Below are 25,309 nucleotides of genomic sequence, written 5' to 3' on the forward strand. Positions count from 1 at the left end.
AGCGGCGTACGGCATTGGTCGCTCGGCGCCGCGAAATAGTTCCCGGCGAATTTCAGCGCAGAGCCGGCAGCCGTACGTCGACCCGCAGCCCCGGGGCGGCATCACTCAACGTCACAATACCCCCGTGCCGCCGGACCAGTTCGCGCACGATCGCCAGCCCCAGCCCGGAGCCGCCCGCGTCCCGTGCCCGCGCGTCGTCGAGCCTGGTGAAGCGGTCGAAGACCCGTTCCCGGTCGGCCTGCGGGATGCCCGGCCCGTCGTCGGTCACGGTGATCAGCCGATGGGTGCCGTTCTCACTCACCGTCGCCTGCACTGCCGACTTCGCGTGCCGCACCGCGTTGTCGAGCAGGTTGGCCACCACCCGGCCCAGCGCGTCGGGCTCGCCGGTCACCTCCATCGGCACCGCCGGCCGCAGATAGGTCACCCCCGGATAGCGGTCGGCCACGTCACCGACCAGCGCGCCCAGGTCGACCGAGCGGAACGGCGCCGAGATCGCCCGGCCGCCGCCCCCGTCGTCCGAGCGGGCCAGCAGCAGCAGGTCGTCGACGAGCCGGCTGAGCCGGTCGACGTCGGTCAGCAGGTCGCCGGTGAGCGCGGCCCAGTCGGTGTCGGGCAGGCGCTGCGCGACCTCGAGCTCGGTCCGCATGTTGGTCAGCGGGCTGCGCAGCTCGTGGGCGGCGTCGGCGACGAACGCCCGCTGCCGCACCCGGGCCGACTCGAGCCGGTGCAGCATGCCGTTGAGCGTGACCGCGAGCCGATGGATCTCGTCCCGCGACTCCGGCACCGGCAGGCGGCCCTCCCGGGTGCCGCCGGTGATCTCCTCGGCGCCGGCCCGCAGCGCGTCGACCGGGTGCAGCGCCGCCCCCAGGGCCCGCCACAGCACGATCGCCAGCAGGCCGATGATCAGCGGGAACGTGATCAGCAGGGCCAGCCGCAGGATGTGCACGCCCTGCCGCAGGTCGTTGGTCGAACGCGCGACCAGCACCCGCTGCGGGTCGGTGGGCGGCCCGGCCGTCAGCATGACCACGCGGGCGTCGCCCGGCAGGCCGATCCGGCTGCCCGGGATGTCGCGCACCTCGCCGTCGGCCAGCCCGCGCAGCTCGTCGTCGTGCAGCATCGGCACCAGCCGGTCGGCTCCGGCCGAGATCGCCAGCACCCGGCCGTCGGCGTCGATGACCTGCACCTGCATGGCCGGGTTGGCCTCGATCCGCTGGCTCAGCGACTTCTGGTCGATCAGGTTGACCACGCCCCGCGCCGTCTCCTGCGTCTCGGTGCTGATCGCCCGCAGCAGCGCGAAGTTGAGCACCCCGATCAGCAGCGCGCCACCGGCGGCCAGGCCGATGGTCAGCGCCAGCACCGAGACCAGCACGAGCCGGGCCCGCAGGCTGATCACGCGGGGGCGCCTCATCCAACGGCCGCCAGCCGATAGCCCGCGCCGCGCACGGTCTCGAGCCGCTCCCGGCCGATCTTGCGACGCAGATAGCCCACGTAGACCTCGACCGCGTTGGGCGCCGTCTCGACCGCCGCGTCCCACACGTGGTCGAGCAGTTCGATCTTGCTGACCACCTCGCCGGGGCGCCGGATCAGATATTCGAGCAGCGCGAACTCGCGGGCCGTGAGCGTCACCTCCGCGCCCGCCACCATGACCCGCCGCTCGGCCGGGTCGAGCTCGACGTCGCCGTGCCGCATCACGACCGGGCGCTCGTGCACCCCGCGCCGCAGCAGCGCCCGCAACCGGGCCAGCAGCACCACGTACGAGAAAGGTTTGGTCAGATAGTCGTCGGCGCCGCAGTCCAGACCGTCGGCCTGGTCGTACTCGCCGTCCTTGGCCGACAGCATCAGCACCGGCACCCAGTTCTGCTCGGCCCGCAGCTGCCGCACCACTCGATAACCGCTCAGCCTGGGCAGCATCACGTCCAGGATCATCGCGTCGTAGCCGCCGTGCCGGGCCATCTCGAGCCCGTCCTGACCGTCGCCCGACACATCGACCGCGAAGCCCTCGGCCTGCAGTCCACGCTGCAACGCGGCCGCGAGCCGCGCCTCGTCCTCCACCACCAGCAACCGCACCTCATTACCTTTGCATGACAGGGGCCACCCCTAGGGGCCGCTCTCAGCCCGGTCACAGGGGTGGTGGCGCACTCTGGTGACAGATCAACGGGAGGTGGACATCGTGTCCGTGTTCAGGTCAAGGCCGGCGCTCCGGTGGCTCGTGCCGTCGGCCGCGGCGGTCGTCGTCATCGGAGGCGGCGCGGCGGCGGGAACGATCGTCGCCAGTGCCGACCCCTCGCTGCCCGAGCGCAGCGCCGCACAACTCCTCGTCGACCTGCAGAACGCCAAGGTCGACGGGCTCAGCGGCACCATCGTGCAGAGCGCCGATCTGGGGCTGCCCAAGATCGCCGGGCTCACCGACGGCGCGTCGAGCCAGCTGGGCCTGGCCAGTCTCGTCGCCGGCAGCAACACCGCGCGGGTCTGGTACGCCGGCGAGGACAAGGCCCGGATCGCGCTCCTGGGCACCCAGGGCGAGACCGACCTCATCCGCAACGGCCCGGACGTGTGGTTCTGGCAGTCCCAGGAGAGCGCGGCCACGCACATCAAGGTGCCGGCCGGCGCGGAGCACAAGAAGCCGGAGGCGCTGCCGTCCGGCATTCCGTCCTCGCCGCAGGAGGCCGCAGACGCGGCGCTGGCGGCGATCGACGAGAGCACCAAGGTGACGACGACCGGCGCGGCCAAGGTGGCCGACCGGGACGCGTACGAGCTGGTGCTCAGCCCCAAGGCGGAGCAGTCGCTGATCGGCCAGGTGCGCCTGGCCATCGACGCCGAGAAGCACATCCCGCTGCGTGTGGACGTGTATGCGAAGAACGCCACCAGCCCGGCCGTCCGGGTGGCGTTCCAGCAGATCAGCTTTGACACGCCCGACGCGCAGCAGTTCGTCTTCAACCCGCCGCCGGGCACCAAGGTGACCGAGGCGAACGCGGGCCAGCTCGAGAAGGACCTCGAGAAGTCGGCCCAGGAGCACACGCCGGCCGAGATCGAGAAGGCCAAGGAGCAGGCGAAGGCGGCTCAGGGCGGCGAGGGCCCGACGGTGATCGGCGAGGGATGGGCGTCCGTCGTGACGGCCAAGCTGCCGAAGACCGACGCCGAGGGCGCGCAGGCCGGCCAGGCCGAGAGCCTGCTGGGCGCGCTGCCCGAGGTGAGCGGCACGTGGGGCAAGGGCCGGCTCTTCTCCGGCTCGCTGTTCAGCGTCCTGCTGACCGACGACGGCCGGGTCTTCGCGGGCGCTGTCGCCCCGGAGACGCTCTACCAGGCGGCCGCCAAGAAGTAACCGGTCCCCAATAGTTCTAGAACTCTCCACGGCATCTGTGCAACACTGCCGAGAAGAGTTCTAGAACTTTGGAGGCGTGTGATGCCCACCTTGATGACGACACCGGCCGCCGGCCGCTTCGGCGGTTTCGGCGGCCGGTTCGTCCCCGAATCGCTCGTCCCGGCCTGCGACGCCCTGGCCGCGGCCTTCTCCGGCGCCTGGGCCGACCCCGCGTTCCGCGCCGAGCTCGGCGACCTGCTCGCCGTCTATGCCGGCCGGCCCACGCCGCTTACCCCGGCCCGCAACCTCTCTGCCGCCCTCGGCGTCGAGCTGCTGCTCAAGCGGGAGGACCTGGCGCACACCGGCTCCCACAAAATCAACAACGTGCTCGGCCAGGCGCTACTGGCCCGCCGGATGGGCAAGCGCCGGATCCTCGCCGAGACCGGCGCCGGGCAGCACGGGGTCGCCGCGGCCACCGCCGCCGCCCTGCTCGGCCTCGAGGCCACCGTCTTCATGGGGGAGCGGGACATCGAGCGGCAACAGCTCAACGTCCTGCGGATGACCACGCTCGGCGCCACGGTCGTCCCGGTCACGACCGGCAGCCGTACGTTGAAGGACGCCACCAACGAGGCGATGCGCGCGTGGGTGGCCGACGTGGACGACGCGCACTTCCTGCTCGGCTCGGTCGGCGGCCCCCACCCGTACCCGTGGATGGTCCGGGAGCTGCAACGCGTCATCGGCGACGAGGCGAGAAGCCAGAGCCCGTACGTTCCCGACGTCGTGGTGGCGTGCGTCGGTGGCGGCTCGAACGCGGCCGGCACGTTCGCCGGTTTCGCCGACACCCCGGCCCGTCTGGTCGGGGTCGAGGCGGCGGGTGGGGCGGCGATGTCCTCGGGCCGGCCGGGTGTGGTGCACGGCGCCCGCTCGATGGTCCTGCAGGACGCGGACGGCCAGGTCGCCGAGGCCGCCTCGATCGCCGCGGGCCTCGACTACCCGGGCATCGGACCCGAGCACGCTTTTTTGGGGTCGGTCGGCCGGGCCGAATACCACTGTGTGAAGGACGACGAGGTGGTCGCGGCGGTGCGCCGGCTGGCCCGCGCGGAGGGCATCATCTGCGCCCTCGAATCGGCGCACGCGGTGGCCTGGGTGCTGCGCGAGGCGGGCGGGCCACTGCTGCCGACCGGCTCCCGCGTGCTGCTCACCCTCTCGGGCCGCGGCGACAAGGACATGGCGACGCTGGGAGAGGTCGCATGAAGCTCCTGGTGCCTTACCTGACCGCGGGCGTGACCGAGAACTGGATCGACTACCTGCTCGCGATGCAGGCGGCGGGGGCCGACGCGGTGGAGATCGGGCTCCCGTTCTCCGACCCCATGCTCGACGGCGTCACCATCCAGCAGGCCTCCGATCAGGCCCTCGCCCGCGGCGTCACGATCGACTCGATCCTCGCCGAGATCAAAGGCGTTCCCGTACGGGTTCCGCTGATCGCCTTCACGTACGCGAACCTGGTCTTCCGGCCCGGAGCCGACGAGTTCTGCCGCCGGCTGGCCGAGGCCGGGTTCCGCGGGCTGATCGTGCCCGACCTGCCGCTGGACGAGGCCGCATCCGTGGAGGCGGCCGCCGCTTCCCATGGGATCGAGCTCACTCTGCTGGTGGCGCCGGTGACCCCGGACGACCGGCTGGCCGAGATCGTGGCCCGCAGCCGCGGCTACATCTATGCCGTGAGCCGGATGGGCACCACCGGCGAACGCGACGCGCTGGCCTCCTCGGCAGCCACCCTGGCCGCCCGGATCAAGGCGGCGCAGGCGGCTCGAATCGACGCCGCCTCGGCGCTGCCGGTGCTCGTCGGCTTCGGGGTGTCGGGGCCGGCGCAGGCGGCCGAGGCAGGACGCGCCGGGGACGGTGTCGTGATCGGCTCGGCCCTGATGCGTAGGGTTCTCGACGGAGCCACGCCCGCCGACCTGGAAGCCGAGGTCAGGGCGTTGCGCGCCGCCCTCGACCGCGCCGACCAGGAGGCCACCGCTGACCACGCCTCGCACGCCGAAATATCAGGTCATCGCGGCTGACCTGAGCGCCAAGATCCGGGGCGGGGAGCTGCCGCCCGGCTCGGCCCTGCCCCCGCAGAAAGAGCTGAGCGGGCTTTACGGCGTCACCCTGGCCACGCTGCGACAGGCCCTGCAACAGCTCGAGGCCGACGGCCTGCTCTCCCAGCAACCGGGCCGGGGCACCTTCGTGGCCGAGCCGCGCGCCGCATACCGCCTCGACTCGCTGCGCGGCTTCGCCGAGGATCTGCGCGCCCAGGGCCACGTGGTGGCCACGCAGATCCTCGGGCAGGCCGTCGGCACGCCCCCGGCCTGGGCGGCCGCACACCTGGGCGACCGCCCACCCGCCGTCCGCCTCGAACGGCTGCGCCTGCTGGCCGGGCGCCCCGCCGTGCACCAGGTGTCGTGGATCCGCGGCGCCGCGCTGGCCGAGGCCGACCTCAGCGCCACCTCGCTCTATCAGGCGCTGGCCGACCAGGGCGTGGTCGTGCAGCGGGCAACCGAGGCCGTCCGCCCGGGCGCCCTGGACCAGGCCACCGCCACCCTGCTGCGCCAGCCCGCGGGCACACCGGCCTTCCACTCCGAACGCATCACCTACGGCCTCGACGACCGCGCCCTGGTCGCCGACCGCGCCACAATCCTCGGCACCCTGCTCGAAATCCGCACCGAACGCGCAATCACCGGCCTGACCGTGAGCTGGGCTCAGCTGGCGTAGCGCTTCTCGGCTCGGGCCCGGGCCTTGATCGCCTCGACCTCGCGGTTCTTCGGCGGGGCGGTGGTGACCAGCTCTTCGAGCAGCTCGGCCGTGGCGGCGGCGACGGCGGCGACCGCGCGGTCGAAGGCGGCCTGGTTGGCCTGGGACGGCTTGGTGCTGCCGGCGACCTTGCGCACGTATTGCAGGGCGGCGGCGTGAATCTCGTCGCCCGTCGCGGGCGGCTCGAAATTGTGCAGCTGGTGGATGTTGCGGCACACGGCGGGACCTCCGGGCGGCTGGGAACGCGACTTCAGCCAAGTTACGCCACGGGTACGACGAAATATCATCGACGCATGACGCACTGGTATGAGTCCTCCATCGACCGGCAACTGCGTGAGGCCACCGAGCGCGGCGAGTTCGACAACCTGCCCGGGCAGGGCAAGCCGTTGCGCGGGCACGGCGAGGACTACGAGGAGGACTGGTGGGTCAAGGACTGGCTGGAGCGCGAGGGCGCGACGGCCGGGGTGATTCCGCCGACGCTGGCCCTGCGCCGCGAGACCGAGGAGCTCGAGGCCAAGGTCGACCGGCTGCGCAGCGAGCGTGAGGTGCGTGACTACGTCGACGACCTCAACGAGCGGATCCACCAGGCCACGGTCGGCCGGATGGACGGCCCGCCGGTGATCCTGCGCAAGTTCAACCTCGACAAGGTGACCGAGGGCTGGCGCGCCCGGCGCTGAGGCGGCGGGACCCAGCTGGTTCCCAGCCGGCGGTGTTACCGCTGAACGGATGAGTGCCAAGAAGAACCTGGCCGGCGTGCTGATGCTGGTGGCGGTGCTGGCCGGGGTGGCCGCGATCCCGGCCGGCGCGGTGCTGACGGCCGGCGCCCGCTGGAACGAGGAGCAGCGCGAGGAGTTGCCGGCGCGGCTGCTGGCCCCGCCCGCGGCCCAGCTGACCCGGGTCTACGCCGCCGACGGCAAGACGCTGATCACCACGTTCTATGACGAGGACCGGCATGACGTGGCGCTGGCGCAGGTCGCCCCGGTGATGCGCGACGCGATCGTCGCCGCCGAGGACACTCGCTTCTACTCTCACGGCGGGGTCGATCTGCGGGGTCTGGCCCGCGCGCTGGTCTCGGACGCGCGCAGCGGCGCCGCCGAGCAGGGCGCCTCCACGCTGACCATGCAGCTGGTGCGCAACGTGCTCAAGGAGGACCCGACGCTGACGGCGGCCGAGCGGGCGGCGGCGACCGAGGACTCGCCGGCCCGCAAGCTGCGCGAGATCCAGTACGCCGTCGAGCTCGAGTCGCGGCTGACCAAGCAGCAGATCCTGCGGAACTACCTGAACATCGTCTATTTCGGCGACGGGGCGTACGGGATCGAGGCCGCGGCCCGCCGCATCTTCGGCGTCGATCCGGCCCGGCTCGACCTCGCCCAGTCGGCCCTGATCGCGGGCATCGTGCAATCGCCGGACGCCGACAACCCGATCGGCGGCGACCGGAGCAAGGCGAAGGAGCGTCAGGCGTACGTGCTCGGCGCCATGCTCAAGGCGGGCATGATCACCCAGGCTCAGCACGACACGGCCGTACGGGAGAAGTTGAAGTTTTCGGGCCAGGTCCAGCCCAACGGCTGCGTCGACGCCCACGACGGCTGGGGCTTCTTCTGCGACTACCTCGAGCGCTGGTGGGACAGCCAGACCCAGCTCGGCGGGGAGGACGCGCTGCGCCGCGGCGGCTACACGATCGTCACCACGCTCGACCCGGACGTGCAGAAGGTCGCGGCCGAGCAGTCCCGCGCGGTCTACGCCCTCGGCAGCAAGAAGACCCTGCCGATCGCGGTCGTGCGGCCCGGCACCGGCGGGGTGCTCGCGCTGGCCGTCAACCGCGAGTACGGCGCCGCCAAGTCGATCACCAACACGATGAACCCGCTGATCAGCGGGGGCGGGGGCGTCACCGGATACCCGTCCGGCTCGACCTTCAAGCTGTTCACGATGCTGGCCGCGCTCGAGGCCGGGATGCCGCTCGACAGCGGCTACGACTCGCCGTCGAGGCTGGTCACCAAGTGGCCCGACGCGGGACCCGACAGCTGCGACGGCAAGTACTGCCCCGGCAACGCCACTCCGTCCTGGATGGACGGCTACCGCACGATGTGGACGGCGTTCGGCCGCTCGGTCAACACGTACTTCGTGCACCTGGAGGAGCAGGTCGGTCCGGCCGCCGTCGTCGCGATGGCCAAGCGGCTCGGCATCAGCTTCAGCGCGCCGGCCGACGCCAAGCTGGCCGTGGAGGGCGCGGACTCGTGGGGCTCGTTCACCCTCGGGGTCGTCGACACCACCCCGCTCGAGCTGGCCTCGGCCTACGCGACCGTGGCGGCCGAGGGCAAATACTGCGCGCCGCGGCCGGTGGAGTCGATCACCGATGCCGGCAAGCACAAGGTGACCCTGCCGGGCAACTGCACGCAGGTGCTCGATCCCGAGATCGCCCGCGCGGCCACCGACGCCGCCCGCTGCCCGGTCGGCCAGCAGGGCACGTACGGCGAATGCGACGGCGGCACCGCGACCCAGGTCGGCGCCCTCTTCGGCCGTCGGGACGTGGCCGGCAAGACCGGCAGCACCGAGGACAACCGGACCGAGACCTTCGTCGGCTTCACCCCGTCCGTGGCCGCCGCGGGCATCGCCAACGACCCGGCCGACCCGTCCGACCGGGTCGGCAGCGCGGTCGAGTCACGGGTGGTCACGGCAGTGGCCCGGACGCTGCGCGCGGCGGCCGGCGACGAGGGTTCCGGGGTGTTCACACCGCCGAGCGGCCGGTCCGCGTACGGCGGGTGATTTACTCAGTATCGGGAGGTTTCCTGCCGACATTAACCGTGTGACCGCCGCCCACGAGCAGCGACGCCTGGCCGCCCTGCACGAGTACGAGCTGCTCGACACGCCCGCGGGTGACGAACTGGAGGCCGTGGTGCGGGTGGCGGCGGTGGTGGCGGGTGTGCCGAACGCGACGCTCAACCTGATCGACGAGAACCGGCAGTGTCAGCTCACCACTCACGGCTTCGAGGGCGCCGACACCAAGCGTTCCGACTCGATGTGCGCCGTGCGGTTCGAGTCGGGCGAGGTCACGTATCTGCCGGACGCCGGCCTCGACCTGGCGTTCACCTTCAACCCCTGGGTGACCGGACTGCTGGGCAAGGTCCGGTTCTACTTCTCGGCGCCGCTGGTCACCCCGCAGGGGTACGCGTTGGGCTCGCTCTGCGTCTTCCACACCGAGCGCCACGAGCTGACCGCCGAGCAGATCGACCGCCTCAAGGACCTGGCCGAGGTCATCCTGGCCCTGTTCGAGCGGCGCCGGCAGGCCCGGGTCAACGCCGTCCTGGCGGCCGAGGTGCGCGAGCAGCACGATCAGCTCGAGGTCGCGGTGGCCGAGCTGCGCCGGTCCAATCATGAGCTGGAGCAGTTCGCCGGAGTGGTCAGCCACGATCTGGCCGCCCCGCTGACCGTGGTCAACGGCTACCTGGAGCTGATCGAGGAGCGGGTCGCCCGCAACGACCCCGAGTCGGCCCGCTGGATCGGCGCCTCGACCCGGGCCGTGGGCCGGATGCAGCGCCTGATCACGTCGCTGCTCAGCTATGCGCGGGCCGGGCACGCGCCTTTCCGGCCCGAGCCGGCCAAGCTGGGCGAACTGGTCGAGCAGGCCCTCACCGACCTGCGCGGCGACGTCAAGGGCGCGACCGTGACGGTGCCGCCGGACCTGCCGGTGATCGAGGCCGATCCGACCCTGATCCGCCAGCTGCTGCAAAACCTGCTGGGCAACGCGCTCAAGTACCGCCGCGCCGACCGGCCCGCCCGCGTCGAGGTGGCGGCCCGCCGCGACGGCGAACGGTGGCGGATCTCGGTTGCCGACAACGGGATCGGCATCCCCAAGGCCCAGCGCGACCGCGTCTTCGAGATGTTCACCCAGGTCGACCCGGCCGCGGGCCAGGGCCACGGCGTCGGCCTGTCGACCTGCCACCGCATCGTCGAACGGCACGGCGGCCACATCGTCGCGGCCGAGACCCCCGGCGGCGGCACGACGGTGAGCTTCACGCTGCCGATCGAGAAGTCCCCGTCATGATCTTCGAGCGGTTCGCCTTCACCAGGCTGAAATACCGGGTGGCCGGCGGGTTCGCCGTCCTCCTGCTGCTCTTCCTGGCCCTGATCGTCGCGCACTTCGTGGTGAGCGAGCGGGAACGCGAACAGCAGGAGTCCCACGCCACGCGGATCGACGTGGCCCGGGACGACAACCGCGCGGTGCTGCAATACATGACCGACGCCGAGACCGGCATCCGCGGCTTCCAGCTCACCGGCGACCCGGCGTTCCTCGAGCCCTACACCAGCGGGCGGGCCGGTGCCTTCAGCGCGATGGACCGGCTGGCCGGGGACCCGCTGGACGCCGAGACCGCGCGGCTGCTGCTGGCCGAGCGGCAGGCCGCCGAGGGCTGGCTCTACGGCTACGCCATCCCGATCGTCAACGCCGGGGAGCCCGACACCGACGCCGGGCGCGCGGCTCGCGGCAAGGACCTGTTCGACCGGCTCCGGACGGCCAACGCCGACGTCTTCGCCGCGGTCGAGAGCTTCGAGCGGCGCGTCGGCGACGACGAGCGCGCCGTGGCCACGTATTCCACCCTGCTCTTCGCGGGCCTGGCCGCCCTGGTCGTGGCGGCCGGGCTGGGCCTGGCCCTGCTGCACCAGCGGCACCTGCTCGTGCCGCTCGAGCACATCCGGCTCACCCTGCGCCGGCTGGCCGACGGCGACCTCTCCGCCCGGGCCACCCCGGCCGGCCCGGGCGAGCTGCGCGCCGTCGTCGGCACCCTCAACGACCTGGCCGCCCGCACCGAGCAGCTGATCAGCGCCGAGCGGGCCCGGGTGGCCCGCAGCGAGCTGCGCCAGGCGGTCACCGTGCAGCTGCAGGAGGACGGCGAGCCGCTGGACATGGCGTGGCGGATCGCCGAGATGATCGGCACCACGCTGGGCGCCGAGGCGGTGCACAGCCGGATCACCATCCAGGCCGGCGTCCCGATCGAGACGACCTGGCCGCGCGACGCCGAACCGCTCGACCCGTCGATCGCCGAGCAGGCCCGCTCCTGCGCGCCCGGCGGCTCGCTGCGGCCCGCGGGGCTGCCCGGCGGGCTGGTCATCCCGCTCAGCGGCGACGCCGGCTGCCCGCCCGGGATGATCTGCCTGATCCGCCCGGACCGGCCGGCCTGGTCGGAGGAGGAGCGGCGGCTGCTGATCGGGCTCGGCCGCGAGATCGACCATGCCGCCCACCAGGAACGGCTGCGGCTGCGGCAGGCCCGCCTGATAAACGAGCTGCGGGTGCTCGACGAGCAGAAGGACGTCTTCGTGGCCACCGTCACCCACGAGCTGCGGACGCCGCTGACCAGCATCCTCGGCTACAGCGAGATGCTCGTCGAGGACGAGGAGCACGTGATCGGCCTGTCGCTGGTGCAGAAGCGCGGCGTCGAGGCGATCCTGCGCAACGCGCACCGGCTCGAGGCCACGGTGGCCGACCTGCTGCTGCTCGACCGCTCCAACGAGCGGATCGGCGACTCCGAGGCGGTGCCGGTCGACCTGGCCCGCCTGGTCGGCGAGGTGCACGGCACGCTGGGAACCGCCGCCCGGGCCAAGGATCTCGAGTGCGAGCTGTCGACCGAGCCGGCCTGGGTGCGCGGCGACTCGGCGCAGCTGGAACGTGCCGTGCGCAACCTGCTCGACAACGCCGTCAAGTTCACCGCGCCCGGCGGGCATCTGGAGTGCCGGCTGACCTGCGCCGGCGACCGCGCCGTGGTGACGGTGACCGACACCGGCATCGGCATCCCGGCCGACGACGTGCCCGGCCTGTTCACCCCGTTCCACCGGGCGGCCAACGCGATGGATCAGGCCGTGCAGGGCAACGGGCTGGGTCTGGCCATCGTGCGCAACATCGTCAACGACCACGGCGGCACCGTCACCGCCCACTCCGAGCTGGGCCGGGGCAGCACGTTCACGATGGCGTTGCCCCGGATCGCCGCAATGCCGTCCAGATCCGGTCGCGGGTGAAGGGCAGCTCGGTCAGCCGTACGCCGGTGGCGTCGCGCACCGCGTTGGCCAGCGCGGGGGCGACTGGGTTGAACGGGCTCTCGCTCATCGACTTCGCGCCCAGCGGCCCGATCGCGTCGTCGGTGTCGGCGAACAGCACCTCCGTACGCGGCACGTCCGCGAACGTGGGCAGGTGATACTGCCGGAACCCGGCCGTGGTGACCTGCCCGTCCGGCCCGATGTCGACGTGCTCGGCCAGCGCCGCCCCCAGCGCCTGGGCCACCCCGCCCTCGATCTGGCCGCGGCACTGCAGCGGGTTCATCACCGTGCCCGCGTCGGCGCTGTGCACGCTGCGCAGGATCCGCAGCTCGCCCGTCTGCGGATCGACCGCCACCCGGAACCACTGCGCGTTGAACGCCACCGACCGCGGGCTGCCGCCCCAGTGCCCCTCGGCGCGCAACGGCTCGGCCGCCCGCGCCGCGAGCTCCTTGAGCAGCGCCTCGCTCAGGTCGGCGCCCCCGGCCTCCGCCCGCAGCAGTGATTGCAGGCCCCGTGCGGCGTGCAGCACCGCCTTGCCCGCCACCACGACCCCGGTCGACGCGAACGCCCCGGTGTCATGCCGCACCACGTCGGTGTCGGACTGCCGTACGGTGATCCGGTCTGTCGTCGTGCCGAGCGCGTCCGCGGCGATCTGGGCGTGCACGGTGGTGCTGCCGTTGCCGAACTCGGCCGTGCCGACCGCGATCTCGAACCGGCCGTCGGGCAGCAGCGTGACCGTCGCGTCGGCGTAGTGCCCGCCGGGCGGCCCGGCCGCGATCATCGTCACCGCCATGCCGTCCCCGGTCAGCCACCCGGGCGGCGCCGGCTCGGACGGTCCGGCCGCGGCCGCCCGCACATGGCCGAGGCACTGATCGAGCCCGTACGAGGCAATGGTCAGGTCGTCGGCATGGTCGCCGGGGGCGGTCAAGTGATCACCCGCGCGCACGATGTTGCGCTCGCGCAGCACGATCGGGTCGACGCCGAGCCGCCGGGCCAGCTCGTCCAGCGCCGACTCGACCGCGAACGAGACCTGCCCCAGCCCGTACCCCCGGAACGCCCCGGCGGGAACCGTGTTCGTGTAGACGCAGCGGGCGTCGGTGCGCATGTTCGGACAGCGGTAGACGGCGATCGACTCGTGGCAGCCGTGGAACATGACCGCGGGCCCGTGATTCCCGTACGCCCCGGTGTCCGACACCACGTCGAGCTGGAGCGCGGTCAGGGTGCCGTCGGCGCGCGCCCCTGCCTTGACCGTCACCGTGAACGGATGCCGGGTGGTGGCCGACGTGAACTGCTCGGCCCGCGTGTATTCGTGCCGCACCGGTTTCCGTAACCGCAGCACGGCCAGCGCGACCAGATCCTCGACCAGCATCTCCTGCTTGCCGCCGAACCCGCCCCCGACCCGGCCCGCGACCACCCGCACCCGCTCCTCGGGCAGGTCGTAGAGCTTGGCCAGGGCCCGCCGGGTCAGGAACGGCGTCTGCGTGCTGGTGCGCACGACGAGCCGGCCGTCGTCGTCGAGCCACCCGACCGCGCCGTGCGTCTCCAGGCTCGCGTGCTGCACGCGCGGGGTCCGGAACGTCTCCTCGTAGACCTCGTCGGCCGCGGCGAACCCGGCCTCGGGATTACCCAGGTCGGCGTGCAGCTCGGCGACGACGTTGCGCTCGGCCCCGGCGTGCAGCCGCGGGGCGTCCCCGGCCAGGGCCGCCTCGGGCGTGAGCACGGCCGGCAGCACCTCGTAGTCGACCTCGAGCGCGCGCACGCCCGCCTCGGCGGCGGCCTCGCTGGTGGCGACGACCGCGGCCACCCGTTGCCCGGCGAAGCGCACCACGTCGTCGAGCACCCGGGTGTCCCACGGATCCTCCGCCGCGTGCTCGTGCTGCGCGGTCGAGAACCGGGCCGCGGGGGCGTCGGCGTGGGTCAGCACCAGCTCGACGCCGGGCACGGCGAGCGCGTTCTCCGTGCGTACGGAAAGGATCCGGGCATGGGGGTGCGGCGAGCGCAGCACCTTGAGATGCCGCACGCCCGGCACGTCCAGGTCGAAGGTGTAGCGGGCGGTGCCGGTGACCACCTGCGGACCGGCCGGGGCACCCAGGCTCGCGCCGACCGCCTGCCCGGCGACCGGCTCGGCCACGTTGACCACCCCGGCCACCGCGTCGGCGATCGCGCGATACCCCGTACAGCGGCAGAGGTTGCCCTTGAAGGCACGGGGAAGATCGGCCCGCTGATCGTCGGTCAGGGCCGCGGTCGTCATGATCAAGCCGGCCGTGCAGAACCCGCACTGGAAGCCCTGCGCGTCGAGAAACCGCTGCTGCACCGGATGCAGCTCGTCGCCCGCGGCCAGCCCCTCGATCGTCGTGATGCTGCGCCCGGCCGCGCGGAAAGCGGGATAGACACAGGAATGCACGGGCCGGCCGTCGACGTGCACCGTGCACGCCCCGCAGTCCCCGGTGTCACAACCCTTCTTGACCCCGTACGCCCCCTCCTCGCGCAGATAGGTGCGCAGGCACTGGCCCGGGCGGGGCGCGCGGTCGTGCTCGGCGCCGTTGATCCTCATGCCAGCTCCGCCCGGATCTGCTCCGCGTAGAGCCGGGTCAGGTGGCGGCGCCAGGCCGGCAGCCCGTGCACGTCGTCGACGTAGGCGTCCTCGGGGATCCGCTCGGTCAGCGCCACCGACACCAGCTCGGCGCTCGGCGGCTCGGGGAACCGCAGCACGTACGGGCGTCTGGTCGCCGCGGTCACGGTCAGCGTCGTCGTGCCGTCCGCGTCCCGGCGCCCGATCACGAGCACCCCCGAGCGGCCGTGGGCGTGCAAAGACCCTTGCCGGTACGCCGTGACGGCTCCCAGCGACGAGGCGGGCAGCAGCATCGAGCGCAGCAGCTCGCCCTCGCGCAGCACGGTCGTGCCCTCGCCGGTCACGAACTCGGCCACCGGCACCGTGCGCTCGCCCTCCGGGCCCTGCAGCAGGACCGTGCCGTCGAGCGCGGCCCCGAGCGCGATCATCGGCCCGGCCGGCAGCGCGGCGCACAGGTTGCCGCCGACGGTCGCCACGTTCCAGATCTTGAAGGAGGCCAGGAACGCGTGGCAGCACCGCTCGGCGATGTCGTAGCCGCTGGCCGCCAGCTCGGCGATCGTGCAGGTGGCGGCGACCTCGACCCCGTCGTCGCGCACGGTCAGCGCGGGCCAGCCGGCGGCGGCCAGATCGAGCAGCCGGGTGACGTGCGGCCGGGGCTCGCCGAACAGCGCCGTGCCGCCGCCCAGCCAGGCGTCACCCGGGCGCCACTGCCCCACGTGAGCTGGGCTGATCACTTCGGCCACGGTGTTCAGGTCCACGTCCGTACGCTACGCGCGTCCTGTTTCGGTCAGTTGACGATCAGCATTGTCGCCGCCACCGTGGCCGCCCACAGCGCGAACAGCAGCAACGGCCGACGCGGGACCTCGAGCTCGGGTGGTGGGGGCAGCGGGCTCAGCGCGAGGGCCCGGATCCGGGTGTCGCGCAGCGCGGCCACGAGCTGGTCGGCCGTGCGCTGGTGCGAGCGCGACGGCCAGGGCGCGGGCACCGGCACGCTGAGCACGGCCTCGCCCGCGGTCAGCACCACCGTGCCCTCGTCGTCGTGCACGATCGCGCTGTCGGTGGCCCACGGCTCCCGGTTGCGCTCGCGGAAGCCGATCGCCGCGATCCCGCCCGCGTGCCAGCGCAGCCGCGGCCGCAGCTGCGAGCGCCAGCCGAACTCGAACCCGGCCCCGGCGGCCACCGCGGCCACGGCGATCACCCCCGCCCGGGGCAGGCCGAACAGGTGGGCCACCTCGCTCAGGGCCAAAGCGCCGCCGAGACCGATGGCGATCGTGGCGATCCAGGCCCGCTGCGGGCTGATCCGGTGCTCACGCGGCACGAAGGCGTCGGCGTCGCGGTCGGCCGGGCGCAGCGACTCCGGGTCGACCAACTGCTCCTCGTCGTCCTCGATCTCGCGGGGCAGGCCCTCGACGACGTCGTACGGCACCTCGATGACCTCGCCGACCGGGCCCACCGGCACGTGCAGCCGGTCGCCGACCTCGAGCACGCACCAGGCGCCCGGGCGTGGGTCGCCGTAGAGCACCGCGGCCTCGGTGTGCACGTCGTCCTCGTCGTGCCGTGGTTCGGGCTCGGCCACGTCGAAGGCGAACTCCTGCGCGGTCCGGCCGTCCGCCGCGGGCAGCAGGACGTGCACGTAGCCCTCCTGCTCGACCGCGCGGACGGCGTGCACGGGCTGCGGCGTGGTGAACAGGCGGCGCAGCGCGGCCTGATGGCGTACGGCCCGGGCCAGCAGCGCGCAGCCGAGCGAGAAGGCGCAGATGGTCAGGGCCAGCCAGGGGACGGCCGCGTCGTCGACGGCCACCCAGACCACTCCGGCCGCCGCCGCCAGCAACAGCGCGAAGCCGCCCACCTCGGCCGGGGCGGCGACGTGCGGGAGGGCGTACGGGGGAGGGGGTTGGCGGTGGGGGACGGGCAGCGGCGCGGGCGGCTTGTCGAGGCGGGACACCAGGATCGCGACGGCCGCACAACCCCAGGTGGCGAAGACCGTGCCGGGGGAGGAGGCCAGCGGGGTCCAGAGCACCGCGCCGAGCACGGCGGCCCAGGCGGCGGCGCCCCGATGCGCGTAGACCATGAGCGCCGGCCCGATCAGCACCCCGAGCCCGACCCAGCGCGCGGCCGGGGCCGGGTCCGAGGGGCCGCCGAACACGCCGAAGACCAGCAGGAACGTGACCAGGCCGGCGGCCGGCACAGCGGTGTCCACCCGCATCAGCCAACGCATGACTCCATCGTCATGCGTCGGCCGCGCTGATGTGGGCGATTTGTGGCCTTTCTAGGGGCCGCTGACGATGCTGGTGACCTGGTGGCCGCTGTTCACCGTCTGCCCGGTGTTGTTGATGACGCTGACGATCGTGCCGGTGCCGCCGAGCGAGACCGTGACCATGTCGCGGAACCGCACGCCCGGCTTGGCCGGCACCTCGAACGCCCGCTGCGCCACCACCGCCGGGTTGACGTTGAAGAAGCAGTAACTGCCCAGCCCGTACGCCTCGTGACTGTTCACCGCGTCGGCCACCTTGTACGCCGCCCAGCCCCGCGTCGAGCCGTTCATCCACGCGGCCTGGTTCGGCGGGTCGTACGGCATCTCGTTCTGATAGAAGTACGTGCGGCCGCGCTCGCCGTTCCAGATCGTCTGATACTGCTGATAGTGCTCGACGAACAGGCCGTAGAACGTGACGTCGTCGCCGTTGACGATCAGCCCGTTGCGCCCGGTGTTGACGTTCCAGCCGACCGTGCCGCCGTTGCCGTGGTCGGCGCGCCAGATCCAGGCGTGGTCGCCGATCACGTGGTCGCTGTTGACCTCGACGCTGACGGTCGCCTTGCCCGCGATCGAGCCGCCGACCCGCACGAAGACGTCGGACAGCACGGTCGGGTTCGCCGCGTGGGATGCCGACGAGCCGGCCGGGCCGACCTGCAGCAGGGTGTTCGAGTTGGTCGTGCCCGCGTCGAAGAGCACCCCGGCCAGCCGTACGCCGTCCACGTCGGCGATGTTCATGGCGTTCACCCCGCCGGTCGGAATGAAGGTGGCCAGGCCGAGGCCCAGGATCACCGTGCCGGCCCGGGTGACGTTGAGTGTCTGGTTCAGGTTGTAGACACCCGGAGTGACCAGCAGGTTCTTGCCCTGAGTGAGGGCGGCGTTGATCGTCGAGGCGGTGTCACCGGGCTTGACGACGTAGAAGGTGCTGATCGGCAAACTCGTCCCCGCGGGGTTGCCGTTGGCCCAGGTGGTGCCGGCCGCGTTGCTGCGCAGGGCGGGCACGAAGACCTGATACGCCCCGGCCGAGTCGACGTACAGGTAGGGCTTCTCGGCGATGATCGGGGAGCTGCCGATCGTGGTGAACGGCGGATTGGGGAAGCTCTGGGCCGGGGCGCCGGGGGAGCCGACGAACACCTGGTTCCAGTTCGAGCCGTTCCAGCTGCCCATCTGCGAGTTGCGGGTGAGGAACTGCTGCTGACTGCCCGACTGGATCTGCCCGTCGATCTTCGAGTCGGCGATGAAGCCACCGCTCGACCAGCCGCCGTCGCTCAGAGCCAAGTTCCCCCGTACGTGCATCCGGCGGTACGGCGCGGCCTGGCTCACCGACCAGCGGTCGAGGCCGTCCTGCGGGGTCACGCTGAGGCCCTCGGCGGAGCGCCAGAAATTCTGGGTCGCGTTCTGCGAGCCGTCCGGCCACCAGTCGGCCTCGACGTGCACGTGACCGTTGATGTTGGTCTGATCGGGGACGAGCCCGAGCCCGGCGACCTGCGTGAAGAAGCCGACGTTGACGTCGACGTTGTAGTTGCCCGGCTTGAACAGCAGCGCCTGCCGGGCCGTGCCGAACTGGTTGGTCACCTGCTGGTTGAAGACGCTGTTGAGCTTGCCCTGAATGCTGGACGCGCTCATCGACGGGTCGAAGATCGCGACGTTGGGGCCGAGGTCCGGATTGTTCGGGTTGTTCGGAGGCGTAGTCGGAGGTGTCGTCGGGCCGCCGCTCATGGTCCACTTCTGGTTCGCGCCGCCGCCGCACGTCCAGAGCTGCAGCTTGGCGCCGTCGGCGAGGTTGTTGTCCTTGATGTCAAGGCACTTGCCGGCCTTGACGTTGACCAGGTCCTTGGCCGCGTTCAGCGTCCACTGCTGACTGGTCAGGCCGGCGTAGCAGTCCCACAGGTGCACGACAGCGCCGTCGGTGGTCGCGCCGTTGGCCACATCCAGGCACTTGCCCAGGCCCCGCAGCGAGCCGTCGTCGCCGAGGGTCCACGTCTGGTTGGGGCCGCTGGCACAGGTCCACATCTGGGCCTGGTTGCCGTTGGCCGTGCTGCCGTTGGTCACGTCAAGACACTTGCCGTTGGCCGAACTGGTAATGGTCCCGGTCGTCGCGGCGTACGCCTGGGTGACTCCAACGCCTACAAGCCCGGCCGCCGCGATCCCCACCACCGCGAATGCGGCTACCCTCCTTCTCGTCGCCGTCCCTCTGCCTCCCGCGCCCCGCTCTTCCGCTTTCCACCGACCCGGCCAAAACACGATTTTTCGCTTCATATCGGGCACTCCTCAGGCCGGATTGTTCGCGTGGGTGAGCGTCTCCCAGGCCACGAACAAGTTGTTCGTGCCCTGCGGGCGGCGCGACTCGGTGTACGTCTTGCTGTTGCTCATGGCGATGCCGAGCCGGTTCGCGAGGGCGTTGTAGGCCACCTCGGACACCGGGCCCAGCCCCTTGACCACCGAGCCGCCGCAGATGTTCGCGGGCACGGCCGTACCGTTCTCGAACTTGGTGTGGAAACCGAGCGCGTGCCGCATCCGCTCGCTCACCTCGGGCCACAGGTCCTCGCCCTGAATCCGGGTCGTCTCGGCGACGTGGCTGATCGCGCTCAGGCCGTACCCGGTGTGCACGAAGTCGCGGCACGTCTCCTGGCTGAGGCCGTCGACGAACGTGCTCTGCCCCTGCCAATAGCTGATCAGCTCGGCCCGGGTGTCGACGCTGCCGACCGGCGGATACTTCGGCTGGCTGCCGTCGGCCGTCACATAGACGTACGCGGCAGTGCGGGCCTTGAAACGCGTGATCGCCCGGTCGTAGCTCGCCCTGTCCTCGAGGAAGACGGAGATGCCGACCGCGGCCTCCATCATCGACAGTTCCCAGTTGCCGTTGCTGCTGCTGCCCGCGATCACCGTGGGCAGATAGACGTTGCGCAGCATGGTGGCGAACCGGGCCTGGTTGGGCCAACTGGAATACGTGTACCGGATGATCTCGGCGGCGCGCGGCCAGACGGAGCCGGCCCAGCCCGTCTGCAGCGGGGCGTTGCTGTTGGTGTGCGCCTTGATGGTGGCCGACCACGCGTCCATGAGGGCGATCGACTTTTGCGCGTACGCGGAATTGCCGCCGATGTACCAGATGAGCGCGTCGGTGTAGGCCGCGATGGCGTCCTCGCGCTCGTCGGTGCAGCCGTTGTTCGGGTTCGAGTAGGAGCCGCACTCGACCGTGGCTCGCGGGGCCGGCGTACGGCTCAGGGACGCGTACCGGCTGTTGAGCATCTGGGTGTAGGCGCTCGCCCAGGGCTGAGCCCCGGCGGTGACCTTGCCCTTGACGAAGTCGAGCTGGGCCCGGCTGATCATCACGCCGGGGTGCGTGAACGTGGCCGCTTTGATCTCGCCGGCCGCTTTTGCCTCGCCGGTTGTCGCTGTCTTGCCGGCTGCTCCTGTTTCGGCGGCTGTTCTTGTTTCGCCGGCTGTTCTTGTTTCGGCGGCGTCGGCGGTCAGGCGGACGCCGAACGTGGCGACCGCCGCGACTAATGCCGTGAACGTCGCCAATAGGACGCGCTTGCGCATAGGGGATCTCCCGGGTGGGGGTGGGGAACCGGAAAGTGAGTTAACAGTTCCCATCCCGGGAGACCCCGGTCAAGCACAAATCGACGTACTTAAGTCTCCCTTAAGGGTTCCGGAACAAGAGAGCGCTCTCTTTGTTCCGGCCTTAGTTGAAGTAGTGTCCGGACTCAAGGTCATCGATGAGTGTGGGCCCGCTCGGGTTCCAGCCGAGCAGCTCACGCGTAATCGTGCTAGACGCCGGGCTGTCCATCGCGAACATCGGCCCGATCCACCCGAACTCCTCCGCCGCGGCCGGCCCGGTGGGAACCCCCAGCCCCCGCCCGATGGCCTCCGCGATCGTGCGCGCCGAGACTGCCTCCTCGGCGACCGCGTGCAGAACAAGCCCCTCCGTCGCGGCCGCCGGCGCCTTCTCGATCGCCGGCGCCTTCTCGATGGCGGGCGCCTTCTCGATGGCCAAGCGGAACAGGGTCGCGGCGTCGTCGCGGTGCACCGCCGTCCACCGGTTGGCGCCGTCTCCCACGTACCCGGCCAGCTTCCGCTCCCTGGCCACGTTCACCAGCGCCGGCACGAACCCGTAGTCCCCGGCCCCGTGCACGGTGGGCGCCAGTCGGACGACGATCGGTCGCACCTCCTTCTCGGCGTAGGAGAGCGCGGCGGCCGCCGACTGCTGCCGCGGATGGGCGGCCGCCAAGTCGGGCCGGTCCCGCTCGGTGGCCATCTGCCCCGGCGGCAGGATCCCGAGCGTCCCCGAGGCGATCGCGAACGCCCGCCCCGACCCCTTGAGGGCCTGCCCGATCGCGTCGATAGCGACCCGGTCCTTACGCAGTGACTCGGCCATGTTCCCGAAGTCGTGCACGAACGCCAGGTGAATGGTCGCGTCCGTGCTGGCGGCGCCCTCCCGGATCACGTCCAGCGTGTCCAGGTCACCCCGCAGCACCTCCGCCCCCGCCGCCCGAACCCGCTCCGCCGACGCGTCCGACCGAGCCAGCCCCACCACGGAGTGCCCGTGCCGAATCAACTCCGGCACCACGGCCGACCCGATCCACCCCGACGCTCCCGTGACGAGTACCCGCATGACAGTCCTTCTCTCTTCCGGCGCCGCGTTCGCGACGATGTCAGCGACTGTCATAACCGTAGCCGGGGATGTCAGCCCCTGTCATCACTTCGCGGCTGTGATGTCAGAGACTGACGTTGGATAGGATGGCGCCATGGGACGCTGGGAGCCGAACGCGCAGGCCCGCCTCCGGCAGGCGGCGCTCGACCTCTATTCGTCCCGGGGCTTCGAGGCCACCACGGTCGCCGAGATCGCCGAACGCGCCGGCCTGACCGAGCGCACGTTCTTCCGGCACTTCGCCGACAAGCGCGAAGTCCTCTTCGCCGGCTCCGAGCGCCTGCAGGAGTTGCTGGTCGAGACGACCGCCGCGTCCTTCGATGCCGCCGGTCCGGCCGGGGCGGTGGCCGCCGCCTTCGAGCACGCCGCTTCGACGTACTTCCCCGAGGTGGCGTTCTCGCGTCAGCGGCAGGACATCATCGACGCCAACCCGCCGTTGCAGGAGCGCGAACTGGCCAAACTCCACCGGGTGGGTGAGGCGCTGGCCCAGGTCCTGCGCGAGCGCGGGGTTGCCGACCTGTCCGCTGCGGTGGCCGCGGAGTCCGGGATCGCGGCGTTCAAGGTCGCCTTCGCCGGCTGGGTCACCGATCCCCGCGACGGCGCCCTGATCAACCACATGCGCGAATCGTTCCGTGCCCAACGGGTTTTGCTCGCCGAGCCGACGCCCGCCCCTCAAATCTGAAACTTCCTCGGAATCTCCGGTACCCTGCCGGACCATGGACGCAGACGTCATCGTTGTGGGGGGCGGGCTCGCCGGCCTCGCCGCGGCTCACGAGCTCACCTCGGCCGGCAAGCGGGTCGCGCTGGTCGATCAGGAGAACGCGGCCAACCTCGGCGGGCAGGCGTACTGGTCCTTCGGCGGGCTCTTCCTCGTCGACACGCCCGAGCAGCGGCGGATGCGGGTCGCCGACTCGTTCGACCTCGCCTGGAGCGACTGGCAGGGCAGCGCGGGGTTCGACCGGCTCGACGACGAGGACTCGTGGGGCTACAAGTGGGCCCGGTCGTACGTCGAGTTCGCCTCGGGCGAGAAGCGGGCCTGGCTTTCCTCGCTGGGCCTGAGCTGGTTGCCGACCGTGGGCTGGGCCGAGCGCGGCAGCCTGCGCGCCGACGGTCACGGCAACTCGGTGCCGCGCTTCCACGTCACGTGGGGCACGGGCACGGGTGTGGTCGCGCCCTTCGTACGGTCGATCGAGGAGGCCGCGGCCCGTGGGCTCGTGACGTTCCACCATCGCCACCGCGTCGACGAGCTCATCGTCGAGAACGGCGCGGTCACCGGCGTACGGGGAAAGGTTTTGGCGCCTTCCGACGATGCTCGCGGCGAGCCGTCGAACCGCGAGGAGAACGGCGATTTCAGCCTCACGGCGCAGGCGGTTGTCGTCGCGTCCGGCGGCATCGGCGGCAACCACGAACTCGTCCGCAAATTCTGGCCCGACCGGCTGGGCACCCCACCCCGCTCGATGATTACCGGAGTTCCCGCGTACGTGGATGGCCGCATGCTGGAAATCACGGCGGACGCCGGCGCGAGGCTCGTCAACCGTGACCGCATGTGGCATTACAACGAGGGCATCCAGAACTGGAATCCGATCTGGCCCGGCCACGGCATCCGCATCCTGCCCGCGCCGTCGTCGATGTGGTTCGACGCCCTCGGCCGGCGCCTGCCCGCGCCCTGCCTGCCCGGATACGACACGATGAGCACGCTGCAACACCTGCGGGCGACGCCGGACATCGCCCAGTACGACCATTCCTGGTTCATCCTGACGCAGAAAATCATCGAGAAGGAGTTCGCACTCTCCGGCTCGGAACAGAACCCCGACATCACCTCAGGCGACAAAAAAGCCTTCGTACGCGAACGCCTGCTCGGCAAGGGCGCCCCCGCCCCGGTCGAAGCTTTCAAGCGCAAGGGCGCCGATTTCGTGGTCGCCTCCAACCTGGACGACCTGATCGCCGGAATGAACAAGCTGACCGACCAGCCCCTGCTGGACGCGGCCCACATCCGCACCCAGATCGAATCGCGGGACCGCCAAATGGCCAACCCGTATTCCAAGGACGCCCAGGTCCAAGGAATCCGCAACTCCCGCCGCTACCTGGGCGACCGCATCGGCCGCACCGCCACCCCCCACCGCATCCTCGACCCGGCCGCCGGCCCCCTGATCGGCATCAAACTGCACATCCTCACCCGCAAAACCCTGGGCGGCATCCAAACCGACCTGGACTCACGCGCCCTGGCCTCCGACGGCACCCCCATCCCCGGCCTCTACGCAGCAGGCGAGGTAGCAGGCTTCGGCGGCGGCGGCGTCCACGGCTACAACGCCCTGGAAGGCACCTTCCTAGGCGGCTGCCTCTACAGCGGCCGCAACGCAGGCCGCCACCTGGCCCGCACCCTCTGACCCCTTTACCGCCCGCCCGCTCCAGGCCAGCAACCTCGACCCCGCCGAACGGCAAGTCTTCTGGTCGTGCGCCACACGCTTCCAGGCCCGGCCCGAATGCCGGCTGCCAATCGGGGCTCGCGTCCTTTGGCGGCGGTCGGATGGTTGGCTGACAGCGGCCGCAACGCAGGCCGCCACCTGGCCCGCACCCTCTGACCCCGTTTACCGCCCGCCCCAGGCCAGCAACCTCGACCTCGCCGAGCGGCAAGTCATCTGGTTGTGCGCCACGCACTTCCAGGCTCGGCCCGAATGCCGGCTGCCAATCGGGGCTCGCGTCCTTTGGCGGCGGTCGGATGGTTGGCTGCTGGTTGGGGCTCGCGCCCTCTGGCGGCGGTCGGGAAGTTAGCTGCTGGTTGAGGCTCGCGTTCTTTGGCGGCGGTCGGATGGTTGGCTGCTGATTGGGGCTCGCGCCCTCTGACGGCGGTCGAAAGGTCGGCTGCCGATCGGGACTTGCACCCTCTAGCGGCGGTCCGAAACCTTGGCTGCTGAGAGGTTTTTTCAACCTCGACCACAGAATGATGAGTTGCACCCACCGGACGGTTGAAAACGGCATCGAGTTTCACCGCAACCACCCGCAGAGAGCAACCACACAATCTCATTAAAATGCAACGAGCGCGACCAAGCCGCAATACCGGAAGTGAAACCCCCAGCGGCGTCTTCCACGGCCGGCCAGCAGATTCCACTCGTCGGCGCACCGGTGGGCGGTGGGGCCGGGCCGGCGGGCAGTAGGGCCGAGCAACTGGAGGGCGGGTGGGCACATCGCACCGAGCAGACCCGACAGCCGGAGGCCGCCCGGAAGGCCACACCAACTCGGGATGCTGATCAGCCCACCGCGCCTTCTCCGCATGCCGCCGCTTCAGCCCCCACGCCCGCCGCCGCTCATGCTCCCGCCGAAACTCATCACTACCCGGCGAATAATTACGCCTCTTGGTCCGATCCCGCATCCCAGCAATAGTGCCCCGGCTGAACAACGACATCTGACCCATGCCTATATTCTCCACCCCGCCCAATACCCGCGACAGCATTCGATCATGCCACTTTCCAGCAATTACGACGGGCCCTAAAACGCGACGACAGTGGATCACCGAGAATGCGCGTTAAATATGATAGCCCGCGCTGATCAGCGATAGTGGGCCGCCCATTTGAGGCGCCGCAGACAATCGCCTGGAGGGGCTGGAGGGGCTGGAGGGGCTGGAGGGGCTGGAGGGGCTGGAGGGGCTGGAGGGGCTGGAGGGGCTGGAGGGGCTGGAGGGGCTGGAGGGGCTGGAGGGGCTGGAGGGGCTGGAGGGGC

19 protein-coding genes are annotated in these 25,309 nt (G+C 71.3%); 10 read left to right on the top strand and 9 right to left on the bottom strand.

Annotation, left to right across the window (positions count from 1 at the left end; genetic code table 11):
• Window positions 1-52 precede the first annotated feature (52 nt).
• The gene (locus JKJ07_RS29570) at window positions 53-1,408 is read right to left on the bottom strand and encodes an ATP-binding protein (protein ID WP_202995099.1); all 1,356 of its coding nucleotides are present in this window, start codon (window positions 1,406-1,408) and stop codon (window positions 53-55) included.
• Window positions 1,405-2,067, bottom strand: coding sequence for a response regulator transcription factor (locus tag JKJ07_RS29575; protein WP_202995100.1), 663 nt, complete (start codon window positions 2,065-2,067; stop codon window positions 1,405-1,407). The genes JKJ07_RS29570 and JKJ07_RS29575 overlap by 4 nt, the downstream gene beginning before the upstream one ends.
• A 103-nt stretch (window positions 2,068-2,170) precedes the next feature.
• Here JKJ07_RS29575 and JKJ07_RS29580 point away from each other — a divergent pair, with 103 nt between their 5' ends.
• From JKJ07_RS29580 to JKJ07_RS29595, 4 genes are all read left to right on the top strand, one after another.
• A complete protein-coding gene (locus JKJ07_RS29580) occupies window positions 2,171-3,322 on the top strand; it encodes a LolA family protein (protein WP_202995101.1) in 1,152 nt (383 codons plus the stop codon).
• Between the two features lie 81 nt (window positions 3,323-3,403).
• Window positions 3,404-4,555, top strand: a complete 1,152-nt coding sequence (gene trpB, locus JKJ07_RS29585; protein ID WP_202995103.1) for a tryptophan synthase subunit beta — start codon at window positions 3,404-3,406, stop codon at window positions 4,553-4,555.
• Window positions 4,552-5,364 carry a tryptophan synthase subunit alpha gene (gene trpA, locus JKJ07_RS29590; protein ID WP_202995105.1) on the top strand — a complete coding sequence of 271 codons (813 nt, stop codon included), beginning with the start codon at window positions 4,552-4,554 and terminating at the stop codon, window positions 5,362-5,364. Before trpB ends, trpA begins: the two co-directional genes overlap by 4 nt.
• A 28-nt stretch (window positions 5,365-5,392) precedes the next feature.
• The gene (locus tag JKJ07_RS29595) at window positions 5,393-6,055 is read left to right on the top strand and encodes a GntR family transcriptional regulator (RefSeq protein ID WP_236030147.1); all 663 of its coding nucleotides are present in this window, start codon (window positions 5,393-5,395) and stop codon (window positions 6,053-6,055) included.
• Here the strand turns inward: JKJ07_RS29595 and JKJ07_RS29600 are convergent.
• The gene (locus JKJ07_RS29600) at window positions 6,043-6,312 is read right to left on the bottom strand and encodes a DUF2277 domain-containing protein (protein WP_202995110.1); all 270 of its coding nucleotides are present in this window, start codon (window positions 6,310-6,312) and stop codon (window positions 6,043-6,045) included. The genes JKJ07_RS29595 and JKJ07_RS29600 overlap by 13 nt on opposite strands.
• Before the next feature lie 75 nt (window positions 6,313-6,387).
• Between JKJ07_RS29600 and JKJ07_RS29605 the strand changes: the two genes are divergently transcribed.
• The 4 genes from JKJ07_RS29605 to JKJ07_RS29620 are packed head-to-tail and all read left to right on the top strand — an operon-like array spanning window position 6,388 to window position 12,100.
• Window positions 6,388-6,771, top strand: coding sequence for a DnaJ family domain-containing protein (locus tag JKJ07_RS29605; protein ID WP_202995112.1), 384 nt, complete (start codon window positions 6,388-6,390; stop codon window positions 6,769-6,771).
• Between the two features lie 49 nt (window positions 6,772-6,820).
• Complete coding sequence (locus JKJ07_RS29610; protein WP_202995114.1) at window positions 6,821-8,857, top strand: transglycosylase domain-containing protein; 2,037 nt, start codon at window positions 6,821-6,823, stop codon at window positions 8,855-8,857.
• Between the two features lie 40 nt (window positions 8,858-8,897).
• The gene (locus JKJ07_RS29615; RefSeq protein WP_202995116.1) at window positions 8,898-10,136 is read left to right on the top strand and encodes a sensor histidine kinase; all 1,239 of its coding nucleotides are present in this window, start codon (window positions 8,898-8,900) and stop codon (window positions 10,134-10,136) included.
• Window positions 10,133-12,100: an ATP-binding protein gene (locus tag JKJ07_RS29620; RefSeq protein WP_202995118.1), complete on the top strand. Its 1,968-nt coding sequence runs from the start codon at window positions 10,133-10,135 to the stop codon at window positions 12,098-12,100. The genes JKJ07_RS29615 and JKJ07_RS29620 overlap by 4 nt, the downstream gene beginning before the upstream one ends.
• Here the strand turns inward: JKJ07_RS29620 and JKJ07_RS29625 are convergent.
• The 6 genes from JKJ07_RS29625 to JKJ07_RS29650 form a co-directional block, all read right to left on the bottom strand.
• Window positions 12,045-14,672, bottom strand: a complete 2,628-nt coding sequence (locus JKJ07_RS29625) for a molybdopterin-dependent oxidoreductase (protein ID WP_202995119.1) — start codon at window positions 14,670-14,672, stop codon at window positions 12,045-12,047. The two genes, JKJ07_RS29620 and JKJ07_RS29625, sit on opposite strands and share 56 nt — an antisense overlap.
• Window positions 14,669-15,448 carry an FAD binding domain-containing protein gene (locus JKJ07_RS29630; protein ID WP_202995120.1) on the bottom strand — a complete coding sequence of 260 codons (780 nt, stop codon included), beginning with the start codon at window positions 15,446-15,448 and terminating at the stop codon, window positions 14,669-14,671. Before JKJ07_RS29630 ends, JKJ07_RS29625 begins: the two co-directional genes overlap by 4 nt.
• A 29-nt stretch (window positions 15,449-15,477) precedes the next feature.
• The gene (locus tag JKJ07_RS29635; RefSeq protein WP_202995121.1) at window positions 15,478-16,908 is read right to left on the bottom strand and encodes a hypothetical protein; all 1,431 of its coding nucleotides are present in this window, start codon (window positions 16,906-16,908) and stop codon (window positions 15,478-15,480) included.
• 51 nt (window positions 16,909-16,959) lie between these two features.
• Window positions 16,960-19,098, bottom strand: coding sequence for a pectate lyase-like domain-containing protein (locus JKJ07_RS29640; protein WP_438871447.1), 2,139 nt, complete (start codon window positions 19,096-19,098; stop codon window positions 16,960-16,962).
• Between the two features lie 114 nt (window positions 19,099-19,212).
• The gene (locus JKJ07_RS29645) at window positions 19,213-20,484 is read right to left on the bottom strand and encodes an alginate lyase family protein (RefSeq protein WP_236030058.1); all 1,272 of its coding nucleotides are present in this window, start codon (window positions 20,482-20,484) and stop codon (window positions 19,213-19,215) included.
• Window positions 20,485-20,626: 142 nt separating this feature from the next.
• Window positions 20,627-21,556: an SDR family oxidoreductase gene (locus JKJ07_RS29650; RefSeq protein ID WP_202995123.1), complete on the bottom strand. Its 930-nt coding sequence runs from the start codon at window positions 21,554-21,556 to the stop codon at window positions 20,627-20,629.
• A gap of 133 nt (window positions 21,557-21,689) precedes the next feature.
• Between JKJ07_RS29650 and JKJ07_RS29655 the strand changes: the two genes are divergently transcribed.
• A complete protein-coding gene (locus JKJ07_RS29655) occupies window positions 21,690-22,274 on the top strand; it encodes a TetR/AcrR family transcriptional regulator (RefSeq protein ID WP_202995124.1) in 585 nt (194 codons plus the stop codon).
• 34 nt (window positions 22,275-22,308) lie between these two features.
• Window positions 22,309-23,979 (top strand): FAD-binding dehydrogenase, encoded by a 1,671-nt coding sequence (locus tag JKJ07_RS29660; protein ID WP_202995126.1) that lies wholly within the window; start codon window positions 22,309-22,311, stop codon window positions 23,977-23,979.
• Window positions 23,980-25,309: the final 1,330 nt, after the last annotated feature.

Source organism: Paractinoplanes lichenicola, assembly GCF_016785085.1.
Taxonomy (GTDB): Bacteria; Actinomycetota; Actinomycetes; order Mycobacteriales; family Micromonosporaceae; genus Actinoplanes; species Actinoplanes lichenicola.